Genomic DNA, 26,324 nt, shown 5'->3' with positions numbered 1-26,324 from the left:
AACCCTCTTGTAACATCTTACCCTTTACGCTTGTCTAAAAAAGAAAAAACATGGAGAAACCACTCATCACTATAAAAGAAATTGGCCGTAAATATGTTATTGGATCTGAAGTGATTCACGCTTTAAAATCAGTTTCTTTAGATATCAATAAAGGCGAATTCGTAGCATTGATGGGACCTTCTGGTTCTGGTAAATCAACCCTGATGAATATTTTAGGCTGTTTAGATACACCTTCAAGCGGAACCTATGTTTTAAATGGAACCAATGTAAGTCACATGAGTGATGATGCCTTGGCAGAAGTGCGCAACCAGGAAATCGGTTTCGTTTTTCAAACCTTTAACTTATTGCCACGCTCAACATCTTTAGATAATGTTGCCTTACCTTTAATTTATGCCGGAACAAGTAAAAAGGACAGGGATGCAAGAGCAGCTAAAGCGTTAGAAAATGTAGGCTTAGGCAATCGTATGGATCATAAGCCAAATGAGCTATCGGGCGGTCAACGTCAACGTGTGGCCGTAGCCAGGGCTTTGATCAATAATCCATCTATTATTTTGGCCGATGAGCCAACAGGTAACTTAGATACCAAAACATCAATTGAGATAATGGGCCTGCTGGAAGAAATCCACAGTAAAGGAAACACCATTATTCTGGTTACGCATGAGGAAGACATTGCGCAGCACGCTCACCGTATTGTACGTATGCGTGATGGTTTGATTGAAAACGATTATTTAAATACAGATATAAAAAATGTATCTCCACGTTTGCAGGCTTTGAAAGATACGGGCAGCGATTGGGAGAAAATTAATTAACCCCTAAATCCCCTAAAGGGGACTTTTAGGACTAACCATATTATTCCCCCTTAAGGGGGCAGGGGGTATGAAAATCTACACTAAAACTGGTGATAAGGGCCAAACATCACTCATAGGTGGTACCCGTGTGCCTAAATATCATTTACGGATCGAAACCTATGGAACTGTTGACGAGTTAAATTCGTACATAGGTTTAATTATGTGTCAGGATATTGATGCGCATGATCAGAAACTACTAAAAGAAATTCAGGATAGGTTATTTACTGTTGGCTCATCGCTTGCGGCCGATCCAGAGAAATCTAAAATGAAGATCCCCGATCTGCACGATACTGATATTACCTTGCTGGAAAATGAGATGGATCTGATGAATGAAACGCTGCCTGCTTTAAAACATTTTATTTTACCTGGCGGAAATACTGTAGTTTCTTACTGCCATATTGCTAGATGCGTTTGTAGAAGGGCAGAACGACTTACAGTTGAACTTGCAGAAAATAGCTTTGTAGATGAGCGTGTAACAGTTTATTTGAATCGTTTAAGCGATTATTTATTCGTTTTGGCACGAAAACTGACCGTGTATTTTAAAGCGGAAGAAAACATTTGGATTCCGCGGGTTTAATAGTGGAAAAATAAGTTTGTTTTGCTCAAAAATTTTAATATACTTTGCGCAATAATAATAAGAACAAGAATTTAATTGAATTGAAGATATGTATTGGACATTAGAATTAGCATCGCACTTGGAAGACGCACCATGGCCTGCAACTAAAGACGAATTAATTGATTATGGTATCCGCTCTGGTGCCCCAGTAGAAGTAATTGAAAACTTACAGGCATTAGAAGATGATGGCGAACCTTATGAAACCATTGAGGAAATTTGGCCAGATTATCCAACTAAAGAAGATTTCTTCTTCAACGAGGACGAATACTAAGCATTAGAAAACTATAAAAAACCTCCAGGTAACCGGGAGGTTTTTTTATGTCTTCATCTTTCCATTTCATTCCCTGCGCCCAGCGACACTAATAAAATAATTACATTTTTTAAACAAAACCGAAAAGCCGAGTGTTAATACATCAATAATATAACATTGCTAAAAAATTAACACTATGGGAAATTTATTGTATTTAGTCGCAGTAGTATTGGTAATACTCTGGGTAATCGGATTTATATTTCACGGCTTCGGCGACGTTGGCGGTATAATCCACGTTTTACTGGTAATCGCAGTTATTGCAATTCTGCTTAAAGTAATTGGCCGGGCTGCGTAAAAATATATCGCACCGATATTCATTGGTTTAGAAGTAGGGAACACTTTGAAATAGATGGATTAAAAAAGGAGTTTCATTTTTGAAACTCCTTTTTTATATTTAATTTTTTAACAACAATTCGGCAAGCTCTAAATCGATTGGATAAGTGATTTTAATATTCCCTCTTTCTCCTTCGATGATATTAATCTCATAACCAATAGATTCTACCACACTTGCATCATCTGTAAAATGAGTATTGAACGCTTGGTTGTACGCTTCTTTTAGAATGCTGTGGCTAAAAGTTTGTGGCGTTTGTACTAAATAGATTTCATCCCGTTTTAATGCTGTGGTTTTATCGTCTCTAAGCAAGCGTACGCTATCGCTCGACTGTACTGCTGCAATAACGTTTCCCTGTAGCTCAGCCTCATTAAAACAGCTGTCGATAAGAGATTTGGAAACCAGTGGACGCACGGCATCGTGAATGGCAACATAACTTTCTTCTTCGATGGCATGGATTGCATTTTTCACAGAGTGAAAACGCTCCGTGCCGCCATCAATAACCTGGTGCGGTACATGGAAATTAAATTCTTCACACAACCGGGTCCAGTATGCTTGCTGATCTTTGTTCAGTACCAATAAAATTTTAGGTTGGGTATCGCTTTGTGCAAAAGCTTTTATGGTATGCATCAAAACCGGAAGATTTTTGAGCAGTAGAAATTGTTTTGGGGTTTCCGTTTGCATCCGATTGCCAGAACCGCCTGCTACAATTATAGCGTAGTATTTCATATTTAAGAGATGAGATTATAGATTTGAGATATGAGACTTGAATTAACTCAAATCTCACATCTCAACACTCAAATCTATATAATTAGCATGGCATCGCCATAGCTGTAGAATTTATATTTTTCTTTTACTGCAACTTCGTAAGCATTCATTACGTTTTCATATCCACCAAATGCACTTACCATCATCAATAAAGTAGATTCTGGCGTATGGAAATTGGTAATCATTGAGTTTGCAATACTGAAATCGTAAGGAGGGAAGATAAACTTACTGGTCCAATCGTTAGCCGATTTTAATGTTCTGTTCGCAGAAACAGCCGATTCGATAGCACGCATTGAAGTAGTACCTACCGCACAGATTTTTCTTTTTTCCTCTAAAGCCTTGTTTACAATGTTCGCATCTTTTTGTTCGATGATAAACTGCTCAGAATCCATTTTGTGTTTGGTTAAGTCTTCAACCTCCACAGTTCTGAAGGTTCCTAAACCAACGTGTAAAGTTACTTCAGCAAATTCTATACCTTTAAGTTCAAGGCGTTTCATTAGCTCACGACTAAAGTGTAAACCTGCAGTTGGAGCAGCTACGGCACCTTCGTGCTTAGCAAAAATGGTTTGATAACGTTCTTTATCTTCGGCAGTAGCTTTACGTTTAATGTATTTAGGAAGTGGGGTTTCGCCTAAAATTTCAACATTTTTTCTAAATTCTTCGTCAGTACCTTCAAATAAGAAACGGATGGTACGGCCACGTGATGTGGTGTTATCTACAACCTCAGCAACCAATAAATCGTCGTCGCCAAAATATAATTTATTACCTACGCGGATTTTACGTGCAGGATCTACCAAAACATCCCATAAACGTAATTCCTTGTTTAATTCACGTAGCAAGAAAACCTCGATGGTTGCACCGGTTTTCTCTTTATTTCCATATAAACGGGCAGGGAAAACCTTAGTGTTATTTAATATCATAACGTCTTTGTCATCGAAATAACCTAAAACGTCTTTAAAAATTTTATGTTCAATTTTACCGCTGTCTTTGTGTAAAACCATTAGACGAGCCTCGTCGCGTTGTTCTGCCGGATTGTTGGCTACTAATGATTCAGGTAAGTTGAATTTGAATTGTGATAATTTCATTCTTGATGAATTTTTTGAGGTGCAAAAATACGAATTTAATTTTTCTTTTTCGTATTTTATCAAACGCAATTTATGTATATTATGTTTTAATCATTTTAAATCAAATAATACAGGGCGATTAATGCATTGTAGACATAAAATTAATTAGTTTTGAAGATAAGCTGTAACCTTTTGAAAAGCTTTGCATCTAACCTTTAATTATGATAATCTTTAGGCTGATAGGCGAGAGTTTCCGTTTTGCATTTGATGCGTTGCGCCAGAATAAATTACGTACCATGTTATCGCTTTTGGCTATAACAATTGGTATTTTTACCATTATTGCTGTATTCTCCGCAGTAGATACCTTTCGCGGTAAATTGCAGTCCAGTGTAGATAAACTGGGCTCTAACACCATTTATATTCAAAAATGGCCCTGGAGTTTTGGCGATAATTATCCCTGGTGGAAATATATGAACCGCCCTCAGCCTTCATTGCGCGATTTTGAAGCACTCCGCGAGAGAATTGAAAATGCACAAGGTGTTACATTCGAAATATCGACTAACGATAGGACGATCAAATACAGAAGTAACTCAGTAGAAGGGATTTCGGTGTGGGCAGCATCGCACGATTTTAATAAAACCTGGAATTTCGAACTTCAGGACGGCCGGTATTTTACCGAAAATGAGAGTAAAAACGGCTCACCTGTTTGTATTTTAGGTTCTGATATAGCCGACGGACTTTTTGATGGTGATGCGCCAGTGGGTAAACAGGTACAGATTTTAGGAAGAAGATTAACCGTTGTTGGTGTTTTCAAAAAAGAAGGAGAAGATATGTTAGGTACTTCTCTCGATAAAAATGTAAATATTCCGATTGCTTTTGCGAAAGGTGTTTTAGATATCCAAAACGAGCGTTATGGTCCGCAAATTACAGTTCGTGGTAAAGATAATGTGAATCTAGAAGAGGTAGAAAGCGAATTGAAAGGTTTAATGCGCTCCATCCACAGAATCAGACCTGGCCAGGAAGAAGATTTTGCATTAAATAAAACCACCATTATTTCTAACCAGTTAGATTCGATGTTTAAAATGGTAAATATTGCCGGTTGGGTAATTGGTGGGTTTTCGATCCTGGTTGGTGGTTTCAGTATTGCCAATATCATGTTTGTATCGGTTAAGGAACGGACCAATATTATTGGTATTCAAAAATCTTTGGGTGCAAAAAATTATTTTATCCTGCTTCAATTTATATTCGAATCGATTTCGCTTTGTATTTTAGGTGGTTTGCTGGGCTTATTACTGGTCTTTCTGCTCGCTTTGGGCATTGGTGCGGCCACTGATTTTCACATTATACTGGGCTTGAACAATATTGCCTTAGGTATCGGCATATCGATAATCATCGGCACTATCTCTGGTTTTTGGCCAGCATATTCAGCATCAAGATTGGATCCGGTAGAGGCGATTAGAAGTTAATTAAGTGGGCAGTTTTTAGTTCTCAATCGGCAGTTTACTGCACTTGCGGTAGTTAATAAACCTTATTGCAGTGGAAAGCCCGCAGGGCTGCGAGGATTTGTAGCGGAAAGAAGGACTGGGTGCTCCGGTGAAATGCTGGCTTTCATTTCCAAATTATTTAAAAAAAGTGTTGTGGTCGGTGTGACACCAACCACTAGGAAAAAAATGGTTAATAAACCTCGTCGATTAGAAATTCTATAGTCCTCGTTTATAACGAGGATTCGTGAGGTCCACATTTGCAATGTGAGGATGTTGAATCAAAAAAAAATACTTTTGGCGATAAAATCGCCTTTCTCTTTCATCCTCGTTATAAACGAGGATGATGATAACATAAAAGAAAAACCCCTCGCTAAATTTAATTAGCGAGGGGTTTTTCTTTATATAAAGTTAACTGAAAACCGCTAACTGCAAATTGATTAAGCCAATTTACCTAAAGCTTCTTTAATTCTTCTTAATGCTTCAACCAAACTCTCGTCAGATGCTGCGTAAGATAAACGGATGTAGTTGTTGTTACCAAACGAATCGCCACCAACAGTTGCTACATGACCAACGTTTAATAAATATAAAGCTAAGTCTGAAGAATCTTTAATTACGTTTCCATCAGCATCTTTTTTACCGAAGAAAGCGCTTATTTCCGGGAAAAAGTAAAATGCCCCATCTGGAAGATTTGTTTTAACACCTGGAATTTCGTTTAATAAATTGTAAACCAATTCTCTACGGCGTAAAAATGCTTCTTTCATTTCTAAAACACTGGCTAAACCTTGCTCGTAAGCAACAATTCCGGCTCTTTGTGCAATAGAACATGTTCCAGAGGTTGTTTGTCCTTGTAGTTTATCGTTAGCGGCTGCAATCTCTTTATTGGCGGCAATGTAACCTAATCTCCAACCTGTCATAGCGAAAGCTTTAGAGAAACCGTTAACAATGATTACACGGTCTTTAATGCTATCGAATTGAGCAATAGACTCATGTTTATCAACGAAGTTAATGTGCTCATAAATCTCATCAGATAAGATATAGATATTAGGGTGTTTTTCGAATACGGCAACCAGCGCGGCTAATTCTTCTTTACTGTAAACTGATCCTGTTGGGTTACAAGGCGAAGAAAACATAAACAATTTCGATTTCGGCGTAATGGCTGCTTCTAATTGTGCTGGCGTAATTTTGAAATTACTTTCAATATCTGTATCGATAAAAACAGATTTTCCTTCTGCAAGGGTTACCATTTCTGAGTAAGAAACCCAGTAAGGTGTTGGGATGATTACTTCATCATCCGGATCAATCAAAGTTAAAATAACATTCGATAAAGATTGTTTTGCACCTGTTGAAACAACGATCTGAGAAATATCGTAATCCAGATTGTTTTCTGTTTTTAACTTATTAACGATTGCTTGGCGCAGGTCGGGATAGCCCGGTACTGGCGAATAACGTGTATAATTTTCGTCTAATGCCTTTTTAGCAGCATTTTTTACGTGGTCGGGTGTGTTGAAATCGGGTTCACCAACGCTTAAACTAATGATGTTAATGCCCTTAGACGCTAATTCGCGGCCAAGTTTGGTCATTTTAAGGGTTGCAGATTCAGATAGACTGTTGATTCTTTTGGATAAGGTGCTCATGGTTAATTACTTTGAGCGCAAATATATAAACCAAATATTATTCTGCACTAAAAAAGACATAGTTTTTCTTATTTAATTTATTCGATAAGCGTATTTTTGAAAAAAAATATCCCGGTGTCGGTAAAAAAGAAAGCAATAATAATTTCTCTGGTGGTGAGTGTGGTACTGATGTTGGCCAAATTTGTTGCGTACTTTATTACGGGTTCAAACGCCATCTTAACAGATGCAGCGGAGAGCATTGTAAATGTAATAGCAGGAAGTTTTGCTTTTTATAGCATTTACCTCAGTACGCAGCCCCGCGATGAAAACCATCCTTATGGGCATGGAAAAGTTGAGTTTTTCTCGGCCTTTGTTGAGGGGATATTGATTTTAATTGCGGGAGTGGTTATTATTTTCAAATCTTCGTACAACCTGATCTATCCTCATTTGGTAGGGGAACTATTAACAGGAACGCTGATAATTGGTATCACAGGCCTGATTAATCTTATTGTAGGCCTATACCTCATAAATGTAGGTAAAGATGAGCATTCTGTTACATTGCAGGCTGATGGTAAACATTTATTAACTGATACCTACACCAGCGCAGCGATTGTTGCTGGCTTAATATTAATTCAGCTAACAAATATTATTTGGCTGGATAGCTTCCTTTCTTTTTTGGTTGGCTTTTATATTATTTATTCTGGTTATAAGCTTACCCGGGGTTCTGTAGGAGGATTAATGGATGAAAGTGATTTTACGCTTGTTGAAGAAGTAGTAGCTGTTTTACAAAAGAACAGGCATAACCCGTGGATTGATGTACATAATCTGCGTACCCAGCAATACGGCCCTGAATTTCATATCGATTGCCATGTAACATTGCCTTATTATTTTGATTTAAATAAAGTTCACCGTGAAATTTCACAGATTGATGAACTGATCAATAAAAACGGCTTCCGCAAAGCAGAGCTCTTTATTCATGCAGATCCATGTTTGCCTGAATGTTGCCATTATTGCCACATGAGTGAATGCCCGGTGAGGGCAGAGGCCTTTAAAAAGGAAATTGTATGGACACCAGAAATAGTAATCAAAAATAAAAAGCATTTCGAAAATGAGCTACTTTAATGTTAGGGTTTATGGATTGTTAATTAACCAGAATAATGAGGTTTTGGTAAGTGATGAGGAAGAATATGGCTTTCGTTTCAGTAAGTTTCCGGGGGGTGGCTTAGAACTTGGTGAAGGCTTAATTGATGGATTAAAACGTGAGTTTATGGAAGAGTGTGATGCTGAAATTGAAGTATTATCTCATTTTTATACCACAGATTTTTTTGAAAAATCGTCATTTAACGATAGCCAGGTCATTAGTGTGTATTATATCGTTAAAGAAAAAGCGCCTTTGCAGTTGGCCTTTAAAGATGTTATTTATGATTTTGATGGAGATGGTGAAATTCTTCAGGCTTTCAGGTGGGTGAAAATTGAAGATTTAAATATAGAGGATATTACCTTTAAAACAGATAAAACCGTAGGCCAGCTTTTAAAAAATCAATATTCAGTTAAATTATAATCATGATACCCGATTCGTCCAAATTCCATACTCCAAATGCTCAACTCAATTTAACCGAACGAGATCAAAAGGTAATCTGGCATCCCTATACCCAAATGAAAAATGCACTGCCCCATATCCCAATTGTTAGGGGAGAAGGGGTGTACGTTTTTGATGAGAATGGAAAAAGGTATATCGATGCAGTTTCATCCTGGTGGGTGAATATTCATGGCCATTCACACCCTTATATTGCACAAAAAGTAGCTGAACAGCTCAATGTGCTTGAACACGTGATTTTTGCAGGTTTTACACACGAGCCCGCTGTACTACTTGCAGAAAGGCTTTTGCCCATATTGCCCGGCAAACAAGATAAAGTTTTTTATACCGATAACGGATCAACGGCAGTAGAGGTAGCCTTAAAAATGTGCCTGCAATACTGGGACAATAAGGGCACACCAAAAACGAAGATTTTAGCCTTTAAAAATGCTTATCATGGCGATACTTTTGGCGCCATGTCTGTTAGCGGCCGCAGTATTTTTACGGACGCTTTTAACAGTCTATTATTCGATGTCGAGTTTATAGATCTTCCAAATGAGTACAACATCTCAGATCTTATATCTCATATCTCAAATCTTAAAGATACCGCTTGTTTTATCTTCGAACCACTCATTCTAGGATCGGGTGGAATGTTGATGTACGAAGCTAAATATTTGGATCAACTTTTATCTGCCTGTAAAGAAGCAGCAATTTTAACCATTGCTGATGAAGTGATGACAGGTTTCGGTAGGACAGGAACTTACTTCGCTTGTGAGAAATTAACTAATAAGCCTGATATTATCTGTTTAAGTAAAGGTTTAACAGGTGGAACAATGCCATTAGGAGTAACCACCTGTACGAACGAGATTTTTGAAGCATTTTTAAGTGATGATAAATTAAAAACGCTCTACCACGGACACTCTTTTACAGCGAATCCGATTGCTTGTGTAGCTTCTCTGGCGAGTTTGGATATTTTGTTAAAAAGTGAAACACTTCAGAATATTAAACGGATAGAGGCCAAACATGCTATTTTTCTTAAAGAAATTGAAGCACATGCTAAAGTTAAGGCCATTAGGCAAACAGGAACAATTATTGCAATTGAATGGGAGACCGGGAATGAAACTTCTTATTTAAGTAATCTCCGTAATTTACTGTATGCGTACTTCTTAGAAAAGGGAATTATACTGAGGCCATTGGGCAATATTATCTATATCCTCCCACCATATGTAATCAGCGATGAAGATCTCGATTATATTTATGCTGTCATAAAATCGGCTTTAGAGGAAGTATAGCTGCTTTTAGGCCGTAGCGAGATGCTGCCACTTATGTAACTTACTTTAAGGCGGTTGTCAGTCTAAGCGAAGACCTTTATCTGTGTTGTAAGATGTTACCATCATACACTTATTAAATCTTTATATATTATTTGTGGTGTAAGATGTTACCATCTTACACTTCATTAAATCTTTAGATATATATTAAGTCAGATGTTACCACCTTACTTAACTATAATTCAAAATGGCGAAACGCGTGAAACTACGCTTGTGGTTCCAGATAATTCTTAAGCGCATCACTAACGAATGTCTGTGGTGTAAGATGTTACCATCTTACACTTCATTAAATCTTTAGATATCTATTAAGTCAGGTGGTAACATCTGACTTAACAATAATTCAAAATGACGAATGCGTGAAACTACGCTCCTGGTTCCAGATAATTTTTAAGGGCATCATTAACGAAATAAGTCCAGCCACCATTGAAACTTGTTTTTGCAAAATCTGGCCCGTTCTCAGCAAAGCTTTCTATACCGCTATGTGTTAATTTCAGCCTGGTTTGCTCGCCTTGCTCAAATAACTCCCAGCTTACCACCGAGTTGCCTGGATAACCGTCATATCGCCAGGTGTAGGCCAGTTTCCTGCCCTCAACAATTTCGGTTATTTCGCAGAGATGTAAATATTGAGGCCCATCATCCGGCCCACCAGAAAACTCAAACTTAAAACCTACTTCCGGTTTAAAGTTTTCTAATTGAAAATACCATTGTTTAATTTCATTATTATCGGTTAAAGCTTTCCAAACTTTTTCGATAGGGGCGTTATACACTCTTTCTACAATAACTGGTTCGTTTTCCATCTTTATTTTGATTTAGTGTCTTTTGATAAGTGTATTTCTAGCGCATCTAATTTGCTTGTCCAAAAAGTACGGTATTGTTCTACCCATTTAGATACTTCTGCTAGTTTCTGAAATTGTATGTTACAGTACCGGTCACGGCCTTGTTGGGTAATTTGTACCAAACCGCATTCTGTTAAAACTTTAATGTGCTGTGAAATGGCAGGTCGGCTCATGTCGAAATTTTCGGCAATAGCATTTAAATTTAAGGTGTTATGCGCAATCAGATTGATGATTTCTCTTCGGGTAGGATCGGCAATGGCTTGAAATACATCTCTTCTCATAAAATTAATTGCGTAAGTGATTGCTTACAAATATAAATGTAAGTAATCGCTTACGCAAATTTGGTTTAATTTTTTTTGCATGATAAAAATTAACCCAAGGGCATTTTACTCATATCCATATAAAGAATACTCCATCTTTGACCATCCAGGTCAACAAAGCCACAACCATACATCCAGCCATCTTTGTAGCCAGGTTCGCCATAGAGTGTGCCACCGGCAGCAACTACCTTTTGTGCCAGATTATCTACTTCTTCCGGACTTTCTGCGTCAAAAGAGAATAATACTTCGCCGCCATGGCGTTTATCGGCAATACTGGTTCCTGCAAAACCTTCGTACAACGCTTCTTCAAAAAGCATAATCGCTAAATTACTTTCTCCTACTAAAAAGCACGCCGAATCTTTGCGAGCACCATATTGGAGGTTAAGCGTAAAACCGAGTTGCGTGAAGAATGCTTTAGACTTGTTAATGTCTTTTACCGGAAGGTTTATCCAAAGTGATTTTATCATAACGTTTTATATTTTGTTGCAAGTAAAGATAGGTAACTGAGCATGGACTCATTGATGCCAAAGACGAAAAGTTAGCGGGGGATTTAAGACAATTAGTCTCTGCGGTATTTTTCGGAAAGTTTTTTAGGCGCTACGTTGCAATAAGAGAGCGTAAGTGCATCGATAAGCATTTCGTCTGCTAGTTCTTCTAGGTCGAAAATTGTCCAACCCTGTTTGCCCCAGGCTCCAGTAGCCGGCTGTATGCTGTTCGGGTCAAAATCACAGAAAACAGACTGATCGATTGCCGATAATTTGAATGTTGCCTGTTTTTTCTGGATATTTAGCGTAGCAAAGATCTTTTTATTTACCCGGAAAGAAATTTTTTCGAAATGCGGCAATTCAATAACTTCATCAAAAGATAGGCAATGAGCTATAAAAATTAAACTATCCATCGGCTTTATTGCGTAAAAGAAATTGACGAACTATTGAATATTTGCCTTGGCAATCGGCTATTAATTTTAAGCGTTAACACTTTAACTGGTTTTTCATCGGTGTCGTAAAAATAAAGAGTATTGGTATTCAGCTTAAATGGCAATTCATTGGACATACCGAAATGATACCGGGCTTTGAATTTTTTATTTGGACTGTAAAATATAAGCCAGCTATTTCCGTGGTAAACCACGGCAGCCTTTACTCGGCTAAATTCTTTAACTACATAAAATAGATTTTTTTGGTTTTTATCTGTTATTTTTCCTAAATACGTAGATCTGGTATCACCATGTTCGGTTTTTTGATATATTTCCTTCCCAATATTCTTTTCAATGAACATTACATTTTGTGCAAAACACAAAGTAGATGAAAGTAATAATAGTAGGATTATTGCAGAATACCTTAATCGCATTGCATTAAATTTTCTACAATTTATACAATTTCTGTGGATGTTGTTCCGCGTAATTCAGAATTAAATTTAAGATGTAACTGTTAGACTGATAGATAGAAAGATCATTTTTGATTGGCGCCAGACCATCTGATAAGTAATTTTTATCTGTAAAATAACCCATTCCATAAAATTTTCCATTCTCTACAACCAAACAGCTAAACTCGTTGTCTTTTCTGCCCTCATCCACCAATGCGAAACTTGGTTGTTGTTTCTGGATATCGGCCAATGCTGTGTTTAGTTTTTTATTATAAACACTTACAGTTTCGATTCCGCTGCAGGCACCAAAACATTGCCCATTTTCGTGTGCATAACATTTAGTAGCCGTTTTTTGCAGGTAACAGAGCTTTGCGCAAAGCTGGTACTTATCAACCAGCTGGTTTAAGAAGTTATAACCTTCCAATAAGCTGTTGAAACTCTGAAAGGCATTATTGTTTTTTTTATGCTTATCAATGGCTAAACGCAAATATCCGTTTTGATCTTCGAAAACATATAAATCATATTTATGCTCATAACGTTTCATCGCCCGGTTGTTTTCGGGCCAAAGGCGTTTAATTTCATTGGCTTCTAAAATTAAGGCCATCAGTTCGGTACCACAGATTACATGGTCTACATGATGAATGGTGCGTAAAAAATCCTGGCGTTGCCGGTTAGGTGTATTACCTGTAAAGTGACTGGTTACGCGTTTTTTTAGGTCTTTCGCTTTTCCAACATAAATAATTTTGCCTTTACTATCTTTAAAATAATATACACCAGGTTGATGAGGTAACCTCAGGATAGAAGCTTTATCCAAGTGTGGCGGTAAAACTTGTTCTTTCGATGTTTTCTTCAGCATTTCTGCTATTATGCCTTCCTGATCGTATTCTAGCAATAAATTGAATAGGATACTGGTTGCATCTGCATCTCCAGCTGCCCGATGTCGGTTTTGAATCGGAATCTGCAAGGCTGTACAAAGTTTTCCTAAACTATAAGAAGATTTACCAGGAATCAGTTTTCTGCTCAACCTTACCGTACACAGCTTTTTGCATTGTAAATCATATCCTGCAGCTGCTAAATGATGCTTCAAAAACGAATAATCGAAGTTTACATTATGCGCTACAAAAATCTTGTCGTTTAATAACTGATAAATCTGTAAAGCAACATCATCAAAGGTTGGGGCATCCGATAACATGTTATCATCAATACCGGTAAGTGCCGTAATGTAAACGGGTATAGGTTGCTTCGGGTTAATTAGGGTAGTGTAAGATTCAACTATTTCATTACCATCATGTATGTTAATGGCAACCTCGGTAATGCCATTTGCTGAGGCATGACCGCCAGTGGTTTCGATATCTACAACTGCGTATAACATTAAATTAATTTGAAATACAAATCTATGCTAAAATAATTAGTATGAAAATAATTTTGATTATTTCTTTAGCATAAAAAAGCGGTTATGTATTTAACGTAACCGCTCTGGAATTTTGTATGCAAATATTTAAAGTTTATTTAATAGTTTGCTTAAATTAGGTTTAATGCCGATAGAAATTGGCACGGTATTAAAAACCCTGTTCTGGATTTTACTAAAGCCATACATGTAACTCGCCTCTACAAATAAATTGGCGCCGCCAATATTATATTCGATACCGGCCCCACCTTCGGCAATACCCAAACCATTTGATTTATTATCTTGGGTAACCTGCAGCGTTGTCGAATTTACGCTAGCCTGAGGCGTAAGGATAAAACCGCCACCAGCACCTGCGAAACCATAAAAAGCCCATTTGTTTACAATTTTACGGTATCCTAAAGCAACATTTAGCAAGTAGGTGGTGGCCCGGCCTTTTTGTAAGGTATAAGTATAGCCCGCATCTGGTGTTATCTGGTTAAAGGTAAAAGCATGTAAACTTGCCTTGGGGTACAAGAACAAACCACCGTCGCCCAAACCCAAGTTTAAACCGAGTGATGTTGAAAATTTCGGCTTAAAATAATCAGAAGTTTCGCCCATTGGGAATGCAAAGCCAATTCCACTCATGGAATAGAGTTTATCTGGTCTGCTTTGTGCTTTTACATTGATTGATACTGCTGCACATAACAACAGAAGAGATAATGGTAATTTTAATTTCATATCTGACTTTTTAATTTTTGGTTAATGCACTTACTTTTTGGAGCAAATCTGCCATATTAAAGGGTTTTTCTAAATAATCATCGGGATGATATTTTTGCGATGTAATATAATTTTCATCGTACCTCGCCGAAGCCATAATGATGGGGATACGCGCTGTTTCAGGGTTTAACCTTAGCTCTTTAAACACAGCACGTCCATCCATTCCATTTAACATAATATCGAGGATAATCAGATCGGGACTAAAATCTCTTATTGTTTTAAAAATATGCCGTGGAGATAGTAGCGGATAAACATTATAATGTTCTGTTTCTAATACATCCTGGAAAACTTCTAATACATCTGGATCATCATCCACAACCAACACTCTTTTCAAAACGGATAAATCAGTTAATTAATAATAAAATAGATTATCCTAATACAAAGTTTTAGACCTAATGTTTTGATTGTGCATTAAAAATTAATTCGAGATGCTGATGCCCGAAATATTAAAGGCTACATTATGGTGCCGGGACGGGGCTTTTCCTGAAGCAAATTGTTTTTAATAAAATTTGCGAAAAGTTCTATATATGTACCCGAAACAGTAAAGGATGTTTCGCCAGAAAGCAGTATTTTATTACCGAGTACACTTTTGATATGCTGTTTTGCAATAACAACAGTAGGGTTAACCTGGATAAACGCCGAATGTTTTTTTAACATTTTCAAAGTCTTGGTAAAATTAGATTTTGAACTTAGAAAAGCATTTTTTGTTGTTTTAAACTGAATATCTTCTCCCATTTCTTCTACGGCAACCAATTCATCCAGATCTATTCTTACCAAATCAGCATTTTCTCCTTGTAAAGGGATGTAAAAGAAATGATCTTCGAACGCGTAAAAAGAATGTTGTGCTTTTTTTCCCGTTGGGTAGAGGTTATTTATTGTTTTGGTAAAATGTAAAATAGAGTAGGGCTTAAGCAAATAAGCATCCGCATCAACTTTAAAAGCATCAATGGCATACCTTGGGTGCGCCGTAGTAAAAACCAGGTGTTTTGTTTTTTGCCTTAATAGAGTTGCCAATTCGATTCCGGAAAGCGAAGGCATTTCTACATCCATAAAAATAATGTCGACAGGATTAGATACCGATATTTCTGCTAGGGCTTTGAGCGGTTCAGTAAAAGTTTGGATAAGCTTTAAATCAGGCAGCTTTTCCATATATGCTATTAAGCTCTCCAGGGAATGAGGGTCATCATCAATAGCGATACAACTTATTGACATTTTTTATAGTTTAGTTGATGCAAATTACAATTTCAACCATTAAAATGAAAAAAAAACACATTCGAAACGGATTTTTATGTATTCGGCAAGGAAAATCGGCTTTTCTTTGGAGATTATAGTGTAATTTGAAATTTTAAACTAAAATTATTAAATCAGATTTTTCTTATTTAAATTTTAATAACCAGCATTACTCTGAAATACTGATCTGAATCAGTAAAATAACTGAATTCTGCATTATTGCCATAGGTGTAGGCTAAACGCTTCTTTATATTTTCCATTCCAGAGCTTAAGCCTGAGTTATCTTTAATTGCTTTTATTAAGTTTGAGGTTTCTATTATAAGCTGACCATCTTTGAGGCTCAAATTCACTTCAGCAGGATGTAATGCTGTAAGCAGTTCGCCATGTTTAAACATGTTCTCTACCAAAATGGTTAGCACCAAAGGAATGATTTTAACATTACGAATTTCATCATCGTACCAAAAACGGAGCTGAACCTGGTGATCCTTGCGGAGCTGATGCAGATTGATGAGGTTTTCTACCTGATTAATCTCCTCATCAAGCAAAATAAACTCTTTATCTTGGTTGCCATCAACCGAATAGCGCATCATCTCAGCCAGAGAATGAATGGCTTCTGCGGCAACCGGAGAAGAATCTTTAGCGTTTTGATAAATAAAATCTAAAGTATTAAATAACAGATGAGGTTGTATCTGCGCCTTTAAAAAGGCATTTTCTGATTTAGCTATTTGGATAATGTTATTTAGCCGTTGTTTCTCCAGGTCTTCAATCTTTTTCCGTTCTTCGAGAAAATTAAGGAGAAAATAATAACTGGTGGCAAAACACATAAAATATATAGCACGGTAAATCGGCGCAGCAAAAAAGGCTGCATTAAATATCAGTTTAATAGGGCCATTATAATCTGTATAATTAATTACAATGTAATCTAAACAAACCGTTAATATTAAATAAGCACCCAGTTCGAGTAAAATAAACAGCGGTAACTTCCACCATCTTTCATTAATTCTTTTCAGGGCAAAAGCCAAAACCACATGCGCGTGGAAATAAAATGTAGCGATGTTTAAGCTATAAAAAATTACATAAGTGCTCAATGTAGAAAATCTGCCAACGAAAATGCCGATGATTATGGCCTCGTAAAATATGAATATGGTCCACCCTAAAATATGAAGTCTTTTGTCGGAAAACCAGGCTGAAATTTTGTGTAATTTGTTTTTTTTAGCGATAAATGTCATTGGCTAGTTAATTGAGGAACGGCTATATATCCTAAACAATAAAGCCATAAGCGTTTAATTGTTTAGTTAACGAAAATACTAAAAAATTAGTTTAAGAGCGGTTAGTTTTAATCGTTTTCTCTTTTATGTAGTCCTGTATGCTCTCACGGTAACTATTTCCAATGTTGATGGTTAGATCATTGATCATTTTTAGGGTATTGCCCTCTACTTTTTCAATGTAATTTTTAGCAATAATAAATGAGCGGTGTGCCTGGGCAAAATTCTGATAATCTTTTAAAATGATCTTTATCTCTGATAGTGCAATGTATGATACAATGGTTTCGTTTAGGGTGAAAATCCGGACATAGTTTTGCAGGCTTTCTATCGCAACAATATCTGTATATCTAACTTTAATTAAGCTGTTCTTCTCATTTTTATTCCTTACAAAGAAATAATCATCTTCTTGTTTAATACTAACATTTGGTAAGCTGGGGCTAATGGGAAATAACCTGTTTATGGTCTCCGCAAAACGGGCAAAGGTATATGGTTTTAATAAATAAGCGCTTGCATTCATTTCAAAAGCTTCATAGGCATACTTAGAATGCGAAGTAGTAAAAATTAGTTTCTCTGTTTTATGCCTGATTGCTTTTGATAATTCTAATCCCGAGATCATAGGCATATCAACATCTATAAAAACAATGTCAACCTGATCTCCTGCGGTAATTTCGTTTAATGCCTGTAGCGGATCTGTATACGAGTTTATTAAATGAATGTTTGCGAGATGATTGATGTATGATTTGATACCGTTGACGGCGTGAATGTCGTCATCAATTACGATACAGGTTAATTTCATTAGGTATGTTTTAAGGTTAAGCGAAATTATAGGATGCTTTTTAAATATCGAAATTATTTTAGGTCTGTAATGTGATTTCGTTGGTTTTTGTAGTAAATATGATACGCCTATGTTTTTTTATGAAAGAAATATAGGGGTGCAAAAATCGATGATGAAGCTTTTTACAAAATGAATAAAACAAATTGATTTAATTGCTTGTATAACAATATATTGTATTTTGAATCGTAGTTATTAATAGATATATTTAATAACCAAAATAATCATCCCTAATTACCTAAAACAATATCCCATGAAAAATAGAATCCGCACCGCCAATAGATTAAACGTGTCTATTACTAAAAAGGTTATTGAACTGCAGGAGCAAGGTTATGACTGTGATTTTCTGCTACTGGCTAACGGAAGTTTACACTGCATGCAAACTAATTTAAGCTATCCGCTAAGTACGGTTGCTATTAAACAAAGGGAACATGGCTACGATTTCTTTAGCCATTCTTATAAAAATGTACATACTATAGAAACTGGTAATGGTGAAAGAGGTGTACTACTTACCGAAAAGGTATTTTAACCGGCTACTTTGTGCCGCTGATCAGTAGTTGAAATTTACTGTGTTTAGCGGGTATTTCATGAGAACTCATTCATTACAATGCCTACAATATTAGACGATGCATTTATAGCATTTTAGTAAAAACTTTTTTTTCTTCTTTTTGTTTAAATTTTATTGAATATATTTAAACAAAAAAATGATTTATTCCATTTCAGATCTTGAACAGCTTTCGGGCATCCATTCTCATACCATCAGGATCTGGGAGCAGCGTTACAATGCACTGAGTCCGATGCGATCTCAAGGCAATACGCGTTTATATGATGATACGCAGCTCCGAAGATTATTAAACATCGTTAGCTTAAATAAAAGCGGTTTAAAAATTTCTAAAATCTGCAGCCTTTCTGATGAAGCGATTGATAAACTTCTCGACCAACAGTTTTCATATCCCACTGATGATGAGCGGGCAGATTATGTTTCCCAACTTATTAGGCATGGTTTGGCTTTTGATGAGCGCTCATTTAATCATTTAATTGATGAAAGCATTGATCGGTTGGGACTTTCTGACTGCTACCGGAACATAATGTATCCATTATTGGTCCGTTTGGGACTAATGTGGCGAAAAGACGATATTTGCCCTGCACACGAGCATTTTTTATCAAATATTATCCGTCAAAAAATATTTACACATATCAATAATCTTCCTTTAACAAGTCATACCGGCGAAAGTTGGCTTCTTTTTTTACCGGAAGATGAGGATCATGATATTGGGCTGCTTTTCGCCAGTTATATGTTGAGGATGCATCATCATCAAGTTATTTTCTTAGGCAGCAAAGTTCCGTTGGATTCGATCAAGCGAATATTTTCTACATTAAATGTAGGTCATGTTTTGCTTTTTATGACAAAGTCGAGATTGGAACCTGCCGCACAAAAATACATAGATCAATTGTCTGAAATATGCTCATCAGCCAAGATCCATCTTGCGGGAAATAGTGAGGTTATCGGTAAACTAAACGATATCGATCACATCAACTGGTTTAAAACGCTCGATGAATTTGAAAAAATAATACAATACCCTTTTTTACATGAAAGAAATTTTTGATCAACTATCTGCCAATTGTAGCCGGCTTACCACTAAGTTATATAGTACCAGCTTTTCTTATGGTATTTATTTTCTTGGTAAAGAACTGCGTCAACCCATACACTCCATTTATGGCTTTGTACGTTTAGCAGATGAAATTGTAGATAGTTTCCATCACTATGACAAGAATTTTTTATTAGAAAAATTTAAGAAGGATACTTTCGAAGCCATTACCCTCGGCATTAGTTTAAACCCTATTTTAAATTCATTCCAAAGGGTTGTAAATCAATACCAGATAGATCAGGAACTGATTGTTCTTTTTCTGAGGAGTATGGAGATGGATCTTTCTACGCAAGAATATACACCGGAACTTTACAACGAATATATTTTAGGCTCCGCAGAAGTGGTAGGTTTAATGTGTTTAAAGGTTTTTACCAATGGCAGCGATGCAGATTACGAACAATTGAAGCCTTATGCCATGAAATTGGGCTCTGCATTTCAGAAGGTTAATTTTTTGAGGGATGTGAAGGCTGATCATCAAACACTTAGTCGAAATTATTTTCCCAATGTTAATTTAGCCCTATTCTGCGATCATCAAAAAAAAGAAATCGAAGCAGAAATTGAAGCAGAATTTGCAATGGCATTAACTGGCATTAAGCAGTTGCCCACAGCATCCAGAAATGGCGTATATTTGTCTTATATCTATTATAAAAAATTATTTGCTAAGATAAAGCGTTTAAGTGCTGAAAAAGTTATGACTGAAAGGATAAGAATTTCGAACACCCGTAAGGTTAGTTTGATGTTTGGTTCTATTATCCGTAATAAGTTAAATGTAATTTAAATGGAAGAACAAGTTATTCTGGTTGATGAGGAGGATGTGCCGAAAGGACAGATGGATAAAATGGAAGCACACGAAAAAGGTGTGTTGCACCGGGCCTTTTCTGTTTTTATTTTTAATTCTAAACGTGAACTATTACTGCAGCAGAGGGCAATGAGCAAATATCATTCTGCAGGTTTATGGACGAATACCTGTTGCAGTCATCCGCGGATTGGAGAAAGTAATATCCATGCAGCAAAAAGGAGATTGATGGAAGAAATGGGGATGGACTGTGAGTTAAACTATCTGTTTAAATTTACCTACAAGGCAATATTTGAAGATGGGTTAACGGAACACGAGGTTGATCATGTTTTTTTCGGTATGAGTGATGAAATACCAGCTATTAATCATGATGAAGTAGAAACTTTTAAATATATGGATTTAGAGACCTTAGCACAGGATATAGCGGTTAATCCGACTGCCTATACGCCATGGTTAAGAATTTGCCTGGATAAAGTTGTCGCGCATGCATCAACGGCTAAAACAAAAAACGGGCATACAGCCTAAGCCATATACCCGTATCTAAATTAACGCTCTCGGGGACAAATATAGGAACAGTTTAGAAAATTCCTAAGGATTTAACATTTCTTTTACTTTAAGATTATAGTTTGCTGTTTTGGTAAAAGCTGGACTATAATTTAACCGGTTAACATTTAGTGTTTTATATTTCTGACTGGAATTTTGAGCCCGAAAAATATTTTTTAGCTAGGCATATCGTTTTTGGCATTTTTTACAGAAATATGTTTGCCGGTGTGTTTTGCCGAGCTCCTTTTTCTCTATCTTATGTTTAAGTGGGCACGCTTTCTGACTGTAGACTTCCCAATGCCTACTTAATGTATTTTCATTTTTCCATTTTAAAAAATCAAAACTATAGTTTCTGGCTTCCTTAACCAATGCCTTTAATTTTACAAGTGGTAAATTTTCAATTGTAGTTAAGGGATGTATACGGGTACGGTATAAGACCTCGTTTTTAATAATATTACCCACTCCACTAAAAATCTGCTGATCCAGCAATACGTCGCAAACCAGCGCTTGGGGTTTTTCTTTTAACTTTTTAATAGCTGCACTGCTGTCCCACTCATCAGCCATTACATCGTTTTCCCAGTTGTAATGTTTTTTAACGTTTCCTTCCAGGAGGTCAACTTTGCAGGTATAAAAGTTTAATTCATCTTTTTTAAAGATCAGCCCCAATTTTAATGGCGCTTTTTTACGCTCATTAATTAAATAACTGCCAAATAGCATAAAATGGATACGGATTGTGAAATCGTTAAAACAGATCAGAAAATGTTTACCCCAACTCTTAAAATCCTGGATCTTTTCATGGAGCAATCTATCCTTGTCGAAATTTTTTGCATGGCCTGCTACTTCCAATACTTCCGGTTTACCCAAATGGAGCGCTTTGATTAAATCTTTTAATATTACTATTGATGGACCTTCGGGCATATTATTCTTCCTCTAGTTTCTGGAATTTAAATTTATCCTTAATGTGACGGTTAAAATATCTTCCTTTCGATCCGGAAGCCTTTAACATCTTGTAAATTTTTTCGGGAACATTTTTATATAGATAAACCATATCGGTTACAAAGAAGATTTTCAATGTTTCTGTAGCTGCATCATAACTAAAATATTTGATTACGGATGATGGCATAATATTGGATTATAGCTTAAAAACAGCTGCCATTACAAATGGTTTCAATCGCTTTTGAGTGCTGATTCTTCTCGCTGAGCTTTAATCTTTTCCTTTTTCAGATCGATACGGATAATGTTATATAAGCTCATATAAACATTTGCCATCCATACTATCGAAAAGAAAGAAATAATATAACCACGCCAGTCGGGATAAAGTAAAGTGAATTTGGTGATAAAAAGTAGAATCGCGGTTACATAATGACTAAAGCAGTATTCGCAGGTGAACACATAAAAGAACTTTCTTTTTACGAGTTGACCGCAGTTTTTAGAACGGTTTACACAGAATTCACGCGCTTCTTTGAAGATTTCTTCTTTAGTAACTGTCCAGGCTATGCAAGCTACTGGCAAAGCCATAACGAAGAGGTAATAAATGGGTACATTCATAGTAATTAAATCAGGGTATAAATACAACCTTAAAGCCTTGAAAATGTTTATTAAGCGATAAACATTTTGATTATATTTATGTTAATTAAAATATATCTAATTATTTGTTTTATGGAAAGATCAGAAATCATATCTCTACTTGAGGTAATCAATCAACAGGTTAGTTCTTCGGTTTTAGGTGGGATGGAAGAAGAATATGAAGAATTAGAAAGCATGGGCCTGATTAAAATTAACCGCGAATCGGTACAATGGTCGTCTGCTATGACGCCTGCCGGAAATGCTTATTTGGGGCATGATTAACTGGGTTTACAGAATTCAGTAAACTGATGAAGTTTAACATGGGTGGCAAAAATTCTGTGTCTCACTTGTGCAAAGGAGAGAGTCAGAATAAGTTACACATTAGTTATGATTTGGAAAGCAATTGGAGTGGTTCTTCGCTTAAGATAGTCCCGCCCCCGTTTCTGCCCCGATGAAGAATCGCGGCATTTCACTATGGTCTGGTTTAGCTTACTCCTGTTTTTGCTACTACGTCTTTTCCTGTGCCATCTCACAATCCATTCTGTGTTTTCTTGGCAAGAAATGCGCCAACTGATTTGATTACATTCAATCTTTACGACTAAACTTTGACCAATTTATTGTTGGAATTCTGCTAAATTTGCAGCAAGTTTAGAATTGTGCCTAAATAAAATAAATGGCCATTCTATCTGCAGATATGAACGATTTACAACTTAGAACGGTAAATGTAACCAGATACGTTACGCCTTTGCGCGAGGGTGGGTCTATGCCCGCCATTGCTGAGGCTGATGATAACTTTTTATATGTACTGAAATTTAGAGGGGCAGGACAGGGTACCCGGGCTTTAATTGCAGAACTAATTGGTGGCGAAATAGCCCGCTATTTAGGTTTGCGTGTGCCCGAATTAGTTTTTGCCAATTTAGATGAAGCTTTTGGGAGAACAGAACCCGACGAAGAAATACAGGATCTGCTAAAAGCCAGCGTGGGCTTAAATTTGGCATTACACTATTTGTCTGGCGCAATAACATTCGATCCGACTGTAACTACCGTTGATGCTAAGCTTGCCTCGCAGATTGTATGGCTAGATTGTTTTTTAACCAACATGGACCGTACCTGCAGAAATACCAATATGTTACTGTGGCATAAGGAACTTTGGCTAATCGACCATGGTGCTGCATTATATTTTCATCATTCGTGGCAGAACTGGGAAGAACAGGCTATTAAACCCTTCTTTTTGGTAAAAGACCACGTATTGTTACCGTGGGCCACTGAACTGGAAAGCGTAAATGAGGAATTTAGCAAACTTCTTAGCCCTGAAAAGATCGAAGCGGTAATTAATTTAATCCCTGATGACTGGTTGGAAGGCGAAACCAACTTCGAAAGCAAAGCAGCGCATCGCAATGCCTATACGCATTTTCTTACTACCAGGTTAACTCATTCCACTATATTTTTAAAAGAAGCACTGCATGCAAGGGAAATTCTTATTTGAGTATGCTGTGATTCGCGTAATGCCTAGGGTAGAACGTGAAGAGTTTATTAATGTGGGCATTATTCTGTTTTGTGCCAAGCAAAAATTTCTAAAAAGTGTTTTTGCACTGGATGAGAAAAGAATAAAGGCTTTTTCTGCAGAGATAGATTTAGAAGAGCTAAAAGAGAACTTATGCGCTTTTGAAAGAATAAGTACGTCTGCAAAAGGATCAGGCCCCATTGGTCAATATGACCAGGCTTCTCGCTTTAGGTGGCTTACGGCAACAAGAAGTACTGTAGTGCAATGCTCAAAAGTACACCCCGGTTTTTGCGATGATGCTGAAGAAACTTTGCTAAGACTGCATGAAGAGCTGGTTCTTTAGTTCACATTTCAGTTTGCATTAGTCAATTAACCAATTAAACAATTAACCCATCTAGTCTTGCCAAAAGAATATTTCAAAAAGCTTCAGGATTTGCTCGATACAGAGCGCAATGAAGACTTACAATCCTACTTAAAACTTACTGAAAATACTTCGGCAGCCGATAGGAGGGCACTGGGTTTAACCTGGTACCCTATTGCAATCAGGAATACCGAAATAGGCCGTGGCGATTATTTAACTGTAGAGTTGGAAAGGACTACCCATCAGGATTTTTCTCATCAGTTCCGTTTTGGTTCGGCTGTGGTATTATTTTCTAATCACGATGCCAAAGAAGACCGGATAGAGGGGATTATAAATCATCAAAGTGGCAGCAGGATGAAAATCAGCTTCCGTGTGGATGAATTACCAGACTGGACCAGAGATGGCAAACTCGGTGTGGACTTACTTTTTGATAATAACAGTTACGACGAAATGCAGAGCGCCCTTAAACAGGCTACGCACTTAGCCGAAAATGAATCAGAAAATAAACTGATCCGTATTTTAACGAAAGGAGAAAAACCTTCATTTCAGGGCGAAGAGAAATTTATCATTCCAAATACGCTAAACGACTCGCAGCAATTAGCCGTGAATAAAATTATTTCAGCTGATCATTTGGCTGTGGTTCATGGTCCACCAGGCACCGGAAAAACAACAACGCTTGTACATGCTATAAAATCGCTGGTTAAACACAGCGATCAAAAAATCCTGGTGGTTGCACCAAGTAATACCGCTGTTGATTTACTTACGGAGAAATTAGCAGCTGAAGGGCTAAAAGTAATCCGTGTGGGTAATCCGGCAAGGGTTTCAGAAAGATTGCTTGCCGCTACTCTTGATCATCAAATGGCCGATCATCCGGAGATGAAAACGATTAAGGCCTTAAAAAAACAAGCCAGCGAGTATAAAAACATGGCCCACAAATACAAGCGGAGTTTTGGCAAAGCAGAACGGGAGCAACGTAAGGCCTTGTTTGATGAAGCGCATAAAATTGGAAAAGAAGTAGAAAAAACAGAGCAGTACATTATGGATAATCTGTTTACTAAAGCACAGATTATTACCGCCACCCTGGTGGGAGCCAACCACTATACCGTTCGGAATTTAAAGTATAATACCATTGTAATTGATGAAGCTGGCCAGGCTTTGGAACCTGCCTGTTGGATACCGATTTTAAAAGCACAGAAAGTAATATTGGCTGGCGATCATTTTCAGCTTTCCCCAACTATAAAATCAAATGAAGCCGCGAAAAATGGTTTAAGTAATACTTTACTTGAGAAAGCAGTAAATCTTCATCCAGAGTCTGTTGTATTATTAAAGGAGCAATACAGGATGAACAAAGATATTATGGGTTATTCGTCTCAGGTATTTTACAAAAACGAGTTGATAGCGCATCACGCGGTTGCTGACCATTTATTGTTCGCCGGCGATCAACCTATTCAATTTATCGATACGGCAGGTTGTAGTTTCGACGAAAAATTAGATGGAACCAGTACAACCAATCCTAATGAAGCTGCATTTTTGGTCAAACATTTAACGCATTTAGTAAATAATTTTAGAGATCAGTCTTTAACTGAAAATTTTCCTTCTATTGCTATTGTCTCCCCTTATAAACAGCAGGTTCAGATTTTAAATGCATTGGTTCAGGAAAATGAAATTTTAAATCTATATCGCAATAAAATTGCAGTAAATACCATTGATAGCTTTCAGGGGCAGGAACGTGATGTGGTTTATATTAGCCTCACCAGGAGTAATGGCGATGGAAGTATCGGGTTTTTATCAGATACGAGGAGAATGAATGTTGCGATGACGAGGGCAAGGAAAAAGCTGGTGGTTATTGGCGATAGCGCTACTTTATCGAAATCTAATTTTTATGCTGAATTTATAAAGTATGCTGAGCAACTTAACGCATACCACAGCGCCTGGGAATTTATGGAGTTATAGCCATA

Annotated in this window: 33 protein-coding genes; 16 read left to right on the top strand and 17 right to left on the bottom strand. The window is 36.9% G+C overall.

Going from position 1 to position 26,324, the window contains the following annotated elements; translation table 11 throughout:
- The first annotated feature begins 50 nt into the window (after window positions 1-50).
- The 4 genes from AC07VK_RS06580 (at window position 51) to AC07VK_RS06565 (ending at window position 2,069) form a co-directional block, all read left to right on the top strand.
- Window positions 51-809, top strand: a complete 759-nt coding sequence (locus AC07VK_RS06580) for an ABC transporter ATP-binding protein (RefSeq protein ID WP_057934548.1) — start codon at window positions 51-53, stop codon at window positions 807-809.
- 67 nt (window positions 810-876) lie between these two features.
- A complete protein-coding gene (locus AC07VK_RS06575) occupies window positions 877-1,425 on the top strand; it encodes a cob(I)yrinic acid a,c-diamide adenosyltransferase (RefSeq protein ID WP_492952177.1) in 549 nt (182 codons plus the stop codon).
- Between the two features lie 88 nt (window positions 1,426-1,513).
- A complete protein-coding gene (locus AC07VK_RS06570; protein WP_010603503.1) occupies window positions 1,514-1,735 on the top strand; it encodes a DUF2795 domain-containing protein in 222 nt (73 codons plus the stop codon).
- 175 nt (window positions 1,736-1,910) lie between these two features.
- Window positions 1,911-2,069 (top strand): lmo0937 family membrane protein, encoded by a 159-nt coding sequence (locus tag AC07VK_RS06565; RefSeq protein ID WP_139180130.1) that lies wholly within the window; start codon window positions 1,911-1,913, stop codon window positions 2,067-2,069.
- A gap of 99 nt (window positions 2,070-2,168) precedes the next feature.
- Here the strand turns inward: AC07VK_RS06565 and AC07VK_RS06560 are convergent, their stop codons facing one another.
- Together AC07VK_RS06560 and queA are read right to left on the bottom strand one after the other, a co-directional pair.
- On the bottom strand, window positions 2,169-2,834 hold the full coding sequence (locus tag AC07VK_RS06560; protein ID WP_492959171.1) for a 2-C-methyl-D-erythritol 4-phosphate cytidylyltransferase: 666 nt from the start codon (window positions 2,832-2,834) through the stop codon (window positions 2,169-2,171).
- Between the two features lie 74 nt (window positions 2,835-2,908).
- Window positions 2,909-3,958 carry a tRNA preQ1(34) S-adenosylmethionine ribosyltransferase-isomerase QueA gene (queA, locus tag AC07VK_RS06555; RefSeq protein ID WP_029278727.1) on the bottom strand — a complete coding sequence of 350 codons (1,050 nt, stop codon included), beginning with the start codon at window positions 3,956-3,958 and terminating at the stop codon, window positions 2,909-2,911.
- A 200-nt stretch (window positions 3,959-4,158) separates the two neighbouring features.
- Between queA and AC07VK_RS06550 the strand changes: the two genes are divergently transcribed.
- Window positions 4,159-5,403: an ABC transporter permease gene (locus AC07VK_RS06550; RefSeq protein WP_492959169.1), complete on the top strand. Its 1,245-nt coding sequence runs from the start codon at window positions 4,159-4,161 to the stop codon at window positions 5,401-5,403.
- A 455-nt stretch (window positions 5,404-5,858) separates the two neighbouring features.
- On the opposite strand, the gene AC07VK_RS06545 is transcribed toward AC07VK_RS06550, so the two are convergent.
- Entirely contained in the window at window positions 5,859-7,055 is a 1,197-nt protein-coding gene (locus AC07VK_RS06545; protein WP_492952180.1) for a pyridoxal phosphate-dependent aminotransferase, read from the bottom strand.
- 114 nt (window positions 7,056-7,169) lie between these two features.
- Here AC07VK_RS06545 and AC07VK_RS06540 point away from each other — a divergent pair, with 114 nt between their 5' ends.
- The 3 genes from AC07VK_RS06540 to bioA are packed head-to-tail and all read left to right on the top strand — an operon-like array spanning window position 7,170 to window position 9,902.
- Window positions 7,170-8,156 (top strand): cation diffusion facilitator family transporter, encoded by a 987-nt coding sequence (locus tag AC07VK_RS06540; RefSeq protein WP_492959847.1) that lies wholly within the window; start codon window positions 7,170-7,172, stop codon window positions 8,154-8,156.
- Entirely contained in the window at window positions 8,143-8,595 is a 453-nt protein-coding gene (locus tag AC07VK_RS06535; protein ID WP_492952181.1) for an NUDIX domain-containing protein, read from the top strand. Before AC07VK_RS06540 ends, AC07VK_RS06535 begins: the two co-directional genes overlap by 14 nt.
- Window positions 8,596-8,597: 2 nt before the next feature.
- The gene (gene bioA / locus AC07VK_RS06530; RefSeq protein ID WP_492959167.1) at window positions 8,598-9,902 is read left to right on the top strand and encodes an adenosylmethionine--8-amino-7-oxononanoate transaminase; all 1,305 of its coding nucleotides are present in this window, start codon (window positions 8,598-8,600) and stop codon (window positions 9,900-9,902) included.
- 398 nt (window positions 9,903-10,300) lie between these two features.
- Here the strand turns inward: bioA and AC07VK_RS06525 are convergent, their stop codons facing one another.
- The 11 genes from AC07VK_RS06525 to AC07VK_RS06475 form a co-directional block, all read right to left on the bottom strand.
- Window positions 10,301-10,735 carry an SRPBCC family protein gene (locus tag AC07VK_RS06525; protein ID WP_492952183.1) on the bottom strand — a complete coding sequence of 145 codons (435 nt, stop codon included), beginning with the start codon at window positions 10,733-10,735 and terminating at the stop codon, window positions 10,301-10,303.
- Window positions 10,736-10,737: 2 nt separating this feature from the next.
- Window positions 10,738-11,055, bottom strand: a complete 318-nt coding sequence (locus tag AC07VK_RS06520) for an ArsR/SmtB family transcription factor (protein ID WP_492959165.1) — start codon at window positions 11,053-11,055, stop codon at window positions 10,738-10,740.
- Between the two features lie 89 nt (window positions 11,056-11,144).
- Window positions 11,145-11,561 (bottom strand): VOC family protein, encoded by a 417-nt coding sequence (locus AC07VK_RS06515; protein WP_492959163.1) that lies wholly within the window; start codon window positions 11,559-11,561, stop codon window positions 11,145-11,147.
- A 92-nt stretch (window positions 11,562-11,653) separates the two neighbouring features.
- Window positions 11,654-11,992, bottom strand: a complete 339-nt coding sequence (locus tag AC07VK_RS06510) for an MmcQ/YjbR family DNA-binding protein (protein WP_492959161.1) — start codon at window positions 11,990-11,992, stop codon at window positions 11,654-11,656.
- Between the two features lie 5 nt (window positions 11,993-11,997).
- Window positions 11,998-12,369 carry a hypothetical protein gene (locus AC07VK_RS06505; RefSeq protein ID WP_492952187.1) on the bottom strand — a complete coding sequence of 124 codons (372 nt, stop codon included), beginning with the start codon at window positions 12,367-12,369 and terminating at the stop codon, window positions 11,998-12,000.
- An 85-nt stretch (window positions 12,370-12,454) separates the two neighbouring features.
- Window positions 12,455-13,828, bottom strand: coding sequence for an exonuclease domain-containing protein (locus AC07VK_RS06500; protein WP_492959159.1), 1,374 nt, complete (start codon window positions 13,826-13,828; stop codon window positions 12,455-12,457).
- A 126-nt stretch (window positions 13,829-13,954) separates the two neighbouring features.
- Entirely contained in the window at window positions 13,955-14,581 is a 627-nt protein-coding gene (locus AC07VK_RS06495) for a hypothetical protein (RefSeq protein WP_492959157.1), read from the bottom strand.
- Between the two features lie 10 nt (window positions 14,582-14,591).
- The gene (locus tag AC07VK_RS06490; protein WP_492952380.1) at window positions 14,592-14,945 is read right to left on the bottom strand and encodes a response regulator; all 354 of its coding nucleotides are present in this window, start codon (window positions 14,943-14,945) and stop codon (window positions 14,592-14,594) included.
- 128 nt (window positions 14,946-15,073) lie between these two features.
- A complete protein-coding gene (locus AC07VK_RS06485; RefSeq protein WP_492952190.1) occupies window positions 15,074-15,832 on the bottom strand; it encodes a LytR/AlgR family response regulator transcription factor in 759 nt (252 codons plus the stop codon).
- A 167-nt stretch (window positions 15,833-15,999) separates the two neighbouring features.
- Window positions 16,000-17,079: a sensor histidine kinase gene (locus AC07VK_RS06480; RefSeq protein ID WP_492959155.1), complete on the bottom strand. Its 1,080-nt coding sequence runs from the start codon at window positions 17,077-17,079 to the stop codon at window positions 16,000-16,002.
- A gap of 91 nt (window positions 17,080-17,170) precedes the next feature.
- A complete protein-coding gene (locus tag AC07VK_RS06475; protein WP_492959153.1) occupies window positions 17,171-17,911 on the bottom strand; it encodes a LytR/AlgR family response regulator transcription factor in 741 nt (246 codons plus the stop codon).
- 289 nt (window positions 17,912-18,200) lie between these two features.
- Here AC07VK_RS06475 and AC07VK_RS06470 point away from each other — a divergent pair, with 289 nt between their 5' ends.
- From AC07VK_RS06470 to idi, 4 genes are all read left to right on the top strand, one after another.
- Window positions 18,201-18,476: a hypothetical protein gene (locus tag AC07VK_RS06470; RefSeq protein WP_057934564.1), complete on the top strand. Its 276-nt coding sequence runs from the start codon at window positions 18,201-18,203 to the stop codon at window positions 18,474-18,476.
- A gap of 175 nt (window positions 18,477-18,651) precedes the next feature.
- Window positions 18,652-19,554: a MerR family transcriptional regulator gene (locus AC07VK_RS06465; protein WP_492959151.1), complete on the top strand. Its 903-nt coding sequence runs from the start codon at window positions 18,652-18,654 to the stop codon at window positions 19,552-19,554.
- Window positions 19,538-20,374 (top strand): phytoene/squalene synthase family protein, encoded by an 837-nt coding sequence (locus AC07VK_RS06460; protein WP_492959149.1) that lies wholly within the window; start codon window positions 19,538-19,540, stop codon window positions 20,372-20,374. The genes AC07VK_RS06465 and AC07VK_RS06460 overlap by 17 nt, the downstream gene beginning before the upstream one ends.
- A complete protein-coding gene (gene idi / locus AC07VK_RS06455) occupies window positions 20,375-20,917 on the top strand; it encodes an isopentenyl-diphosphate Delta-isomerase (RefSeq protein ID WP_492959147.1) in 543 nt (180 codons plus the stop codon).
- A gap of 198 nt (window positions 20,918-21,115) precedes the next feature.
- Here idi and AC07VK_RS06450 read toward each other — a convergent pair whose 3' ends face one another.
- From AC07VK_RS06450 to AC07VK_RS06440, 3 genes are read right to left on the bottom strand one after another with little or no spacing between them, the layout of a single operon-like run.
- Window positions 21,116-21,853 (bottom strand): DNA-formamidopyrimidine glycosylase family protein, encoded by a 738-nt coding sequence (locus tag AC07VK_RS06450; RefSeq protein WP_492952196.1) that lies wholly within the window; start codon window positions 21,851-21,853, stop codon window positions 21,116-21,118.
- Between the two features lies 1 nt (window position 21,854).
- Window positions 21,855-22,058, bottom strand: coding sequence for a KTSC domain-containing protein (locus tag AC07VK_RS06445; protein ID WP_492952197.1), 204 nt, complete (start codon window positions 22,056-22,058; stop codon window positions 21,855-21,857).
- 44 nt (window positions 22,059-22,102) lie between these two features.
- Entirely contained in the window at window positions 22,103-22,483 is a 381-nt protein-coding gene (locus tag AC07VK_RS06440) for a hypothetical protein (RefSeq protein WP_492952198.1), read from the bottom strand.
- Window positions 22,484-22,594: 111 nt separating this feature from the next.
- Here AC07VK_RS06440 and AC07VK_RS06435 point away from each other — a divergent pair, with 111 nt between their 5' ends.
- From AC07VK_RS06435 to AC07VK_RS06420, 4 genes are all read left to right on the top strand, one after another.
- A complete protein-coding gene (locus tag AC07VK_RS06435; protein WP_057934571.1) occupies window positions 22,595-22,783 on the top strand; it encodes a hypothetical protein in 189 nt (62 codons plus the stop codon).
- A gap of 391 nt (window positions 22,784-23,174) precedes the next feature.
- Window positions 23,175-23,987, top strand: a complete 813-nt coding sequence (locus AC07VK_RS06430) for a HipA family kinase (RefSeq protein ID WP_492959145.1) — start codon at window positions 23,175-23,177, stop codon at window positions 23,985-23,987.
- Window positions 23,965-24,348, top strand: coding sequence for a DUF3037 domain-containing protein (locus tag AC07VK_RS06425; RefSeq protein WP_492959143.1), 384 nt, complete (start codon window positions 23,965-23,967; stop codon window positions 24,346-24,348). The genes AC07VK_RS06430 and AC07VK_RS06425 overlap by 23 nt, the downstream gene beginning before the upstream one ends.
- Window positions 24,349-24,405: 57 nt before the next feature.
- Window positions 24,406-26,319, top strand: a complete 1,914-nt coding sequence (locus AC07VK_RS06420; protein WP_492959141.1) for an AAA domain-containing protein — start codon at window positions 24,406-24,408, stop codon at window positions 26,317-26,319.
- Window positions 26,320-26,324 lie beyond the last annotated feature (5 nt).

Source organism: Pedobacter sp. GW821-FHT01D05 (genome assembly GCF_059422505.1).
This window is presented reverse-complemented; position numbering and strand designations above follow the sequence as displayed.

Excerpts from the sequence above, each read along its gene's own strand:
- AC07VK_RS06580 (WP_057934548.1), top strand. The coding sequence starts at position 51 with ATGGAGAAACCACTCATCACTATAAAAGAAATTGGCCGTAAATATGTT.
- AC07VK_RS06575 (WP_492952177.1), top strand. The coding sequence starts at position 877 with ATGAAAATCTACACTAAAACTGGTGATAAGGGCCAAACATCACTCATA.
- AC07VK_RS06570 (WP_010603503.1), top strand. The coding sequence starts at position 1,514 with ATGTATTGGACATTAGAATTAGCATCGCACTTGGAAGACGCACCATGG.
- AC07VK_RS06565 (WP_139180130.1), top strand. The coding sequence starts at position 1,911 with ATGGGAAATTTATTGTATTTAGTCGCAGTAGTATTGGTAATACTCTGG.
- AC07VK_RS06560 (WP_492959171.1), bottom strand. The coding sequence starts at position 2,834 with ATGAAATACTACGCTATAATTGTAGCAGGCGGTTCTGGCAATCGGATG.
- queA (WP_029278727.1), bottom strand. The coding sequence starts at position 3,958 with ATGAAATTATCACAATTCAAATTCAACTTACCTGAATCATTAGTAGCC.
- AC07VK_RS06550 (WP_492959169.1), top strand. The coding sequence starts at position 4,159 with ATGATAATCTTTAGGCTGATAGGCGAGAGTTTCCGTTTTGCATTTGAT.
- AC07VK_RS06545 (WP_492952180.1), bottom strand. The coding sequence starts at position 7,055 with ATGAGCACCTTATCCAAAAGAATCAACAGTCTATCTGAATCTGCAACC.
- AC07VK_RS06535 (WP_492952181.1), top strand. The coding sequence starts at position 8,143 with ATGAGCTACTTTAATGTTAGGGTTTATGGATTGTTAATTAACCAGAAT.
- bioA (WP_492959167.1), top strand. The coding sequence starts at position 8,598 with ATGATACCCGATTCGTCCAAATTCCATACTCCAAATGCTCAACTCAAT.
- AC07VK_RS06525 (WP_492952183.1), bottom strand. The coding sequence starts at position 10,735 with ATGGAAAACGAACCAGTTATTGTAGAAAGAGTGTATAACGCCCCTATC.
- AC07VK_RS06520 (WP_492959165.1), bottom strand. The coding sequence starts at position 11,055 with ATGAGAAGAGATGTATTTCAAGCCATTGCCGATCCTACCCGAAGAGAA.
- AC07VK_RS06515 (WP_492959163.1), bottom strand. The coding sequence starts at position 11,561 with ATGATAAAATCACTTTGGATAAACCTTCCGGTAAAAGACATTAACAAG.
- AC07VK_RS06510 (WP_492959161.1), bottom strand. The coding sequence starts at position 11,992 with ATGGATAGTTTAATTTTTATAGCTCATTGCCTATCTTTTGATGAAGTT.
- AC07VK_RS06505 (WP_492952187.1), bottom strand. The coding sequence starts at position 12,369 with ATGTTCATTGAAAAGAATATTGGGAAGGAAATATATCAAAAAACCGAA.
- AC07VK_RS06500 (WP_492959159.1), bottom strand. The coding sequence starts at position 13,828 with ATGTTATACGCAGTTGTAGATATCGAAACCACTGGCGGTCATGCCTCA.
- AC07VK_RS06495 (WP_492959157.1), bottom strand. The coding sequence starts at position 14,581 with ATGAAATTAAAATTACCATTATCTCTTCTGTTGTTATGTGCAGCAGTA.
- AC07VK_RS06485 (WP_492952190.1), bottom strand. The coding sequence starts at position 15,832 with ATGTCAATAAGTTGTATCGCTATTGATGATGACCCTCATTCCCTGGAG.
- AC07VK_RS06480 (WP_492959155.1), bottom strand. The coding sequence starts at position 17,079 with ATGACATTTATCGCTAAAAAAAACAAATTACACAAAATTTCAGCCTGG.
- AC07VK_RS06475 (WP_492959153.1), bottom strand. The coding sequence starts at position 17,911 with ATGAAATTAACCTGTATCGTAATTGATGACGACATTCACGCCGTCAAC.
- AC07VK_RS06470 (WP_057934564.1), top strand. The coding sequence starts at position 18,201 with ATGAAAAATAGAATCCGCACCGCCAATAGATTAAACGTGTCTATTACT.
- AC07VK_RS06465 (WP_492959151.1), top strand. The coding sequence starts at position 18,652 with ATGATTTATTCCATTTCAGATCTTGAACAGCTTTCGGGCATCCATTCT.
- AC07VK_RS06460 (WP_492959149.1), top strand. The coding sequence starts at position 19,538 with ATGAAAGAAATTTTTGATCAACTATCTGCCAATTGTAGCCGGCTTACC.
- idi (WP_492959147.1), top strand. The coding sequence starts at position 20,375 with ATGGAAGAACAAGTTATTCTGGTTGATGAGGAGGATGTGCCGAAAGGA.
- AC07VK_RS06450 (WP_492952196.1), bottom strand. The coding sequence starts at position 21,853 with ATGCCCGAAGGTCCATCAATAGTAATATTAAAAGATTTAATCAAAGCG.
- AC07VK_RS06445 (WP_492952197.1), bottom strand. The coding sequence starts at position 22,058 with ATGCCATCATCCGTAATCAAATATTTTAGTTATGATGCAGCTACAGAA.
- AC07VK_RS06440 (WP_492952198.1), bottom strand. The coding sequence starts at position 22,483 with ATGAATGTACCCATTTATTACCTCTTCGTTATGGCTTTGCCAGTAGCT.
- AC07VK_RS06435 (WP_057934571.1), top strand. The coding sequence starts at position 22,595 with ATGGAAAGATCAGAAATCATATCTCTACTTGAGGTAATCAATCAACAG.
- AC07VK_RS06430 (WP_492959145.1), top strand. The coding sequence starts at position 23,175 with ATGGCCATTCTATCTGCAGATATGAACGATTTACAACTTAGAACGGTA.
- AC07VK_RS06425 (WP_492959143.1), top strand. The coding sequence starts at position 23,965 with ATGCAAGGGAAATTCTTATTTGAGTATGCTGTGATTCGCGTAATGCCT.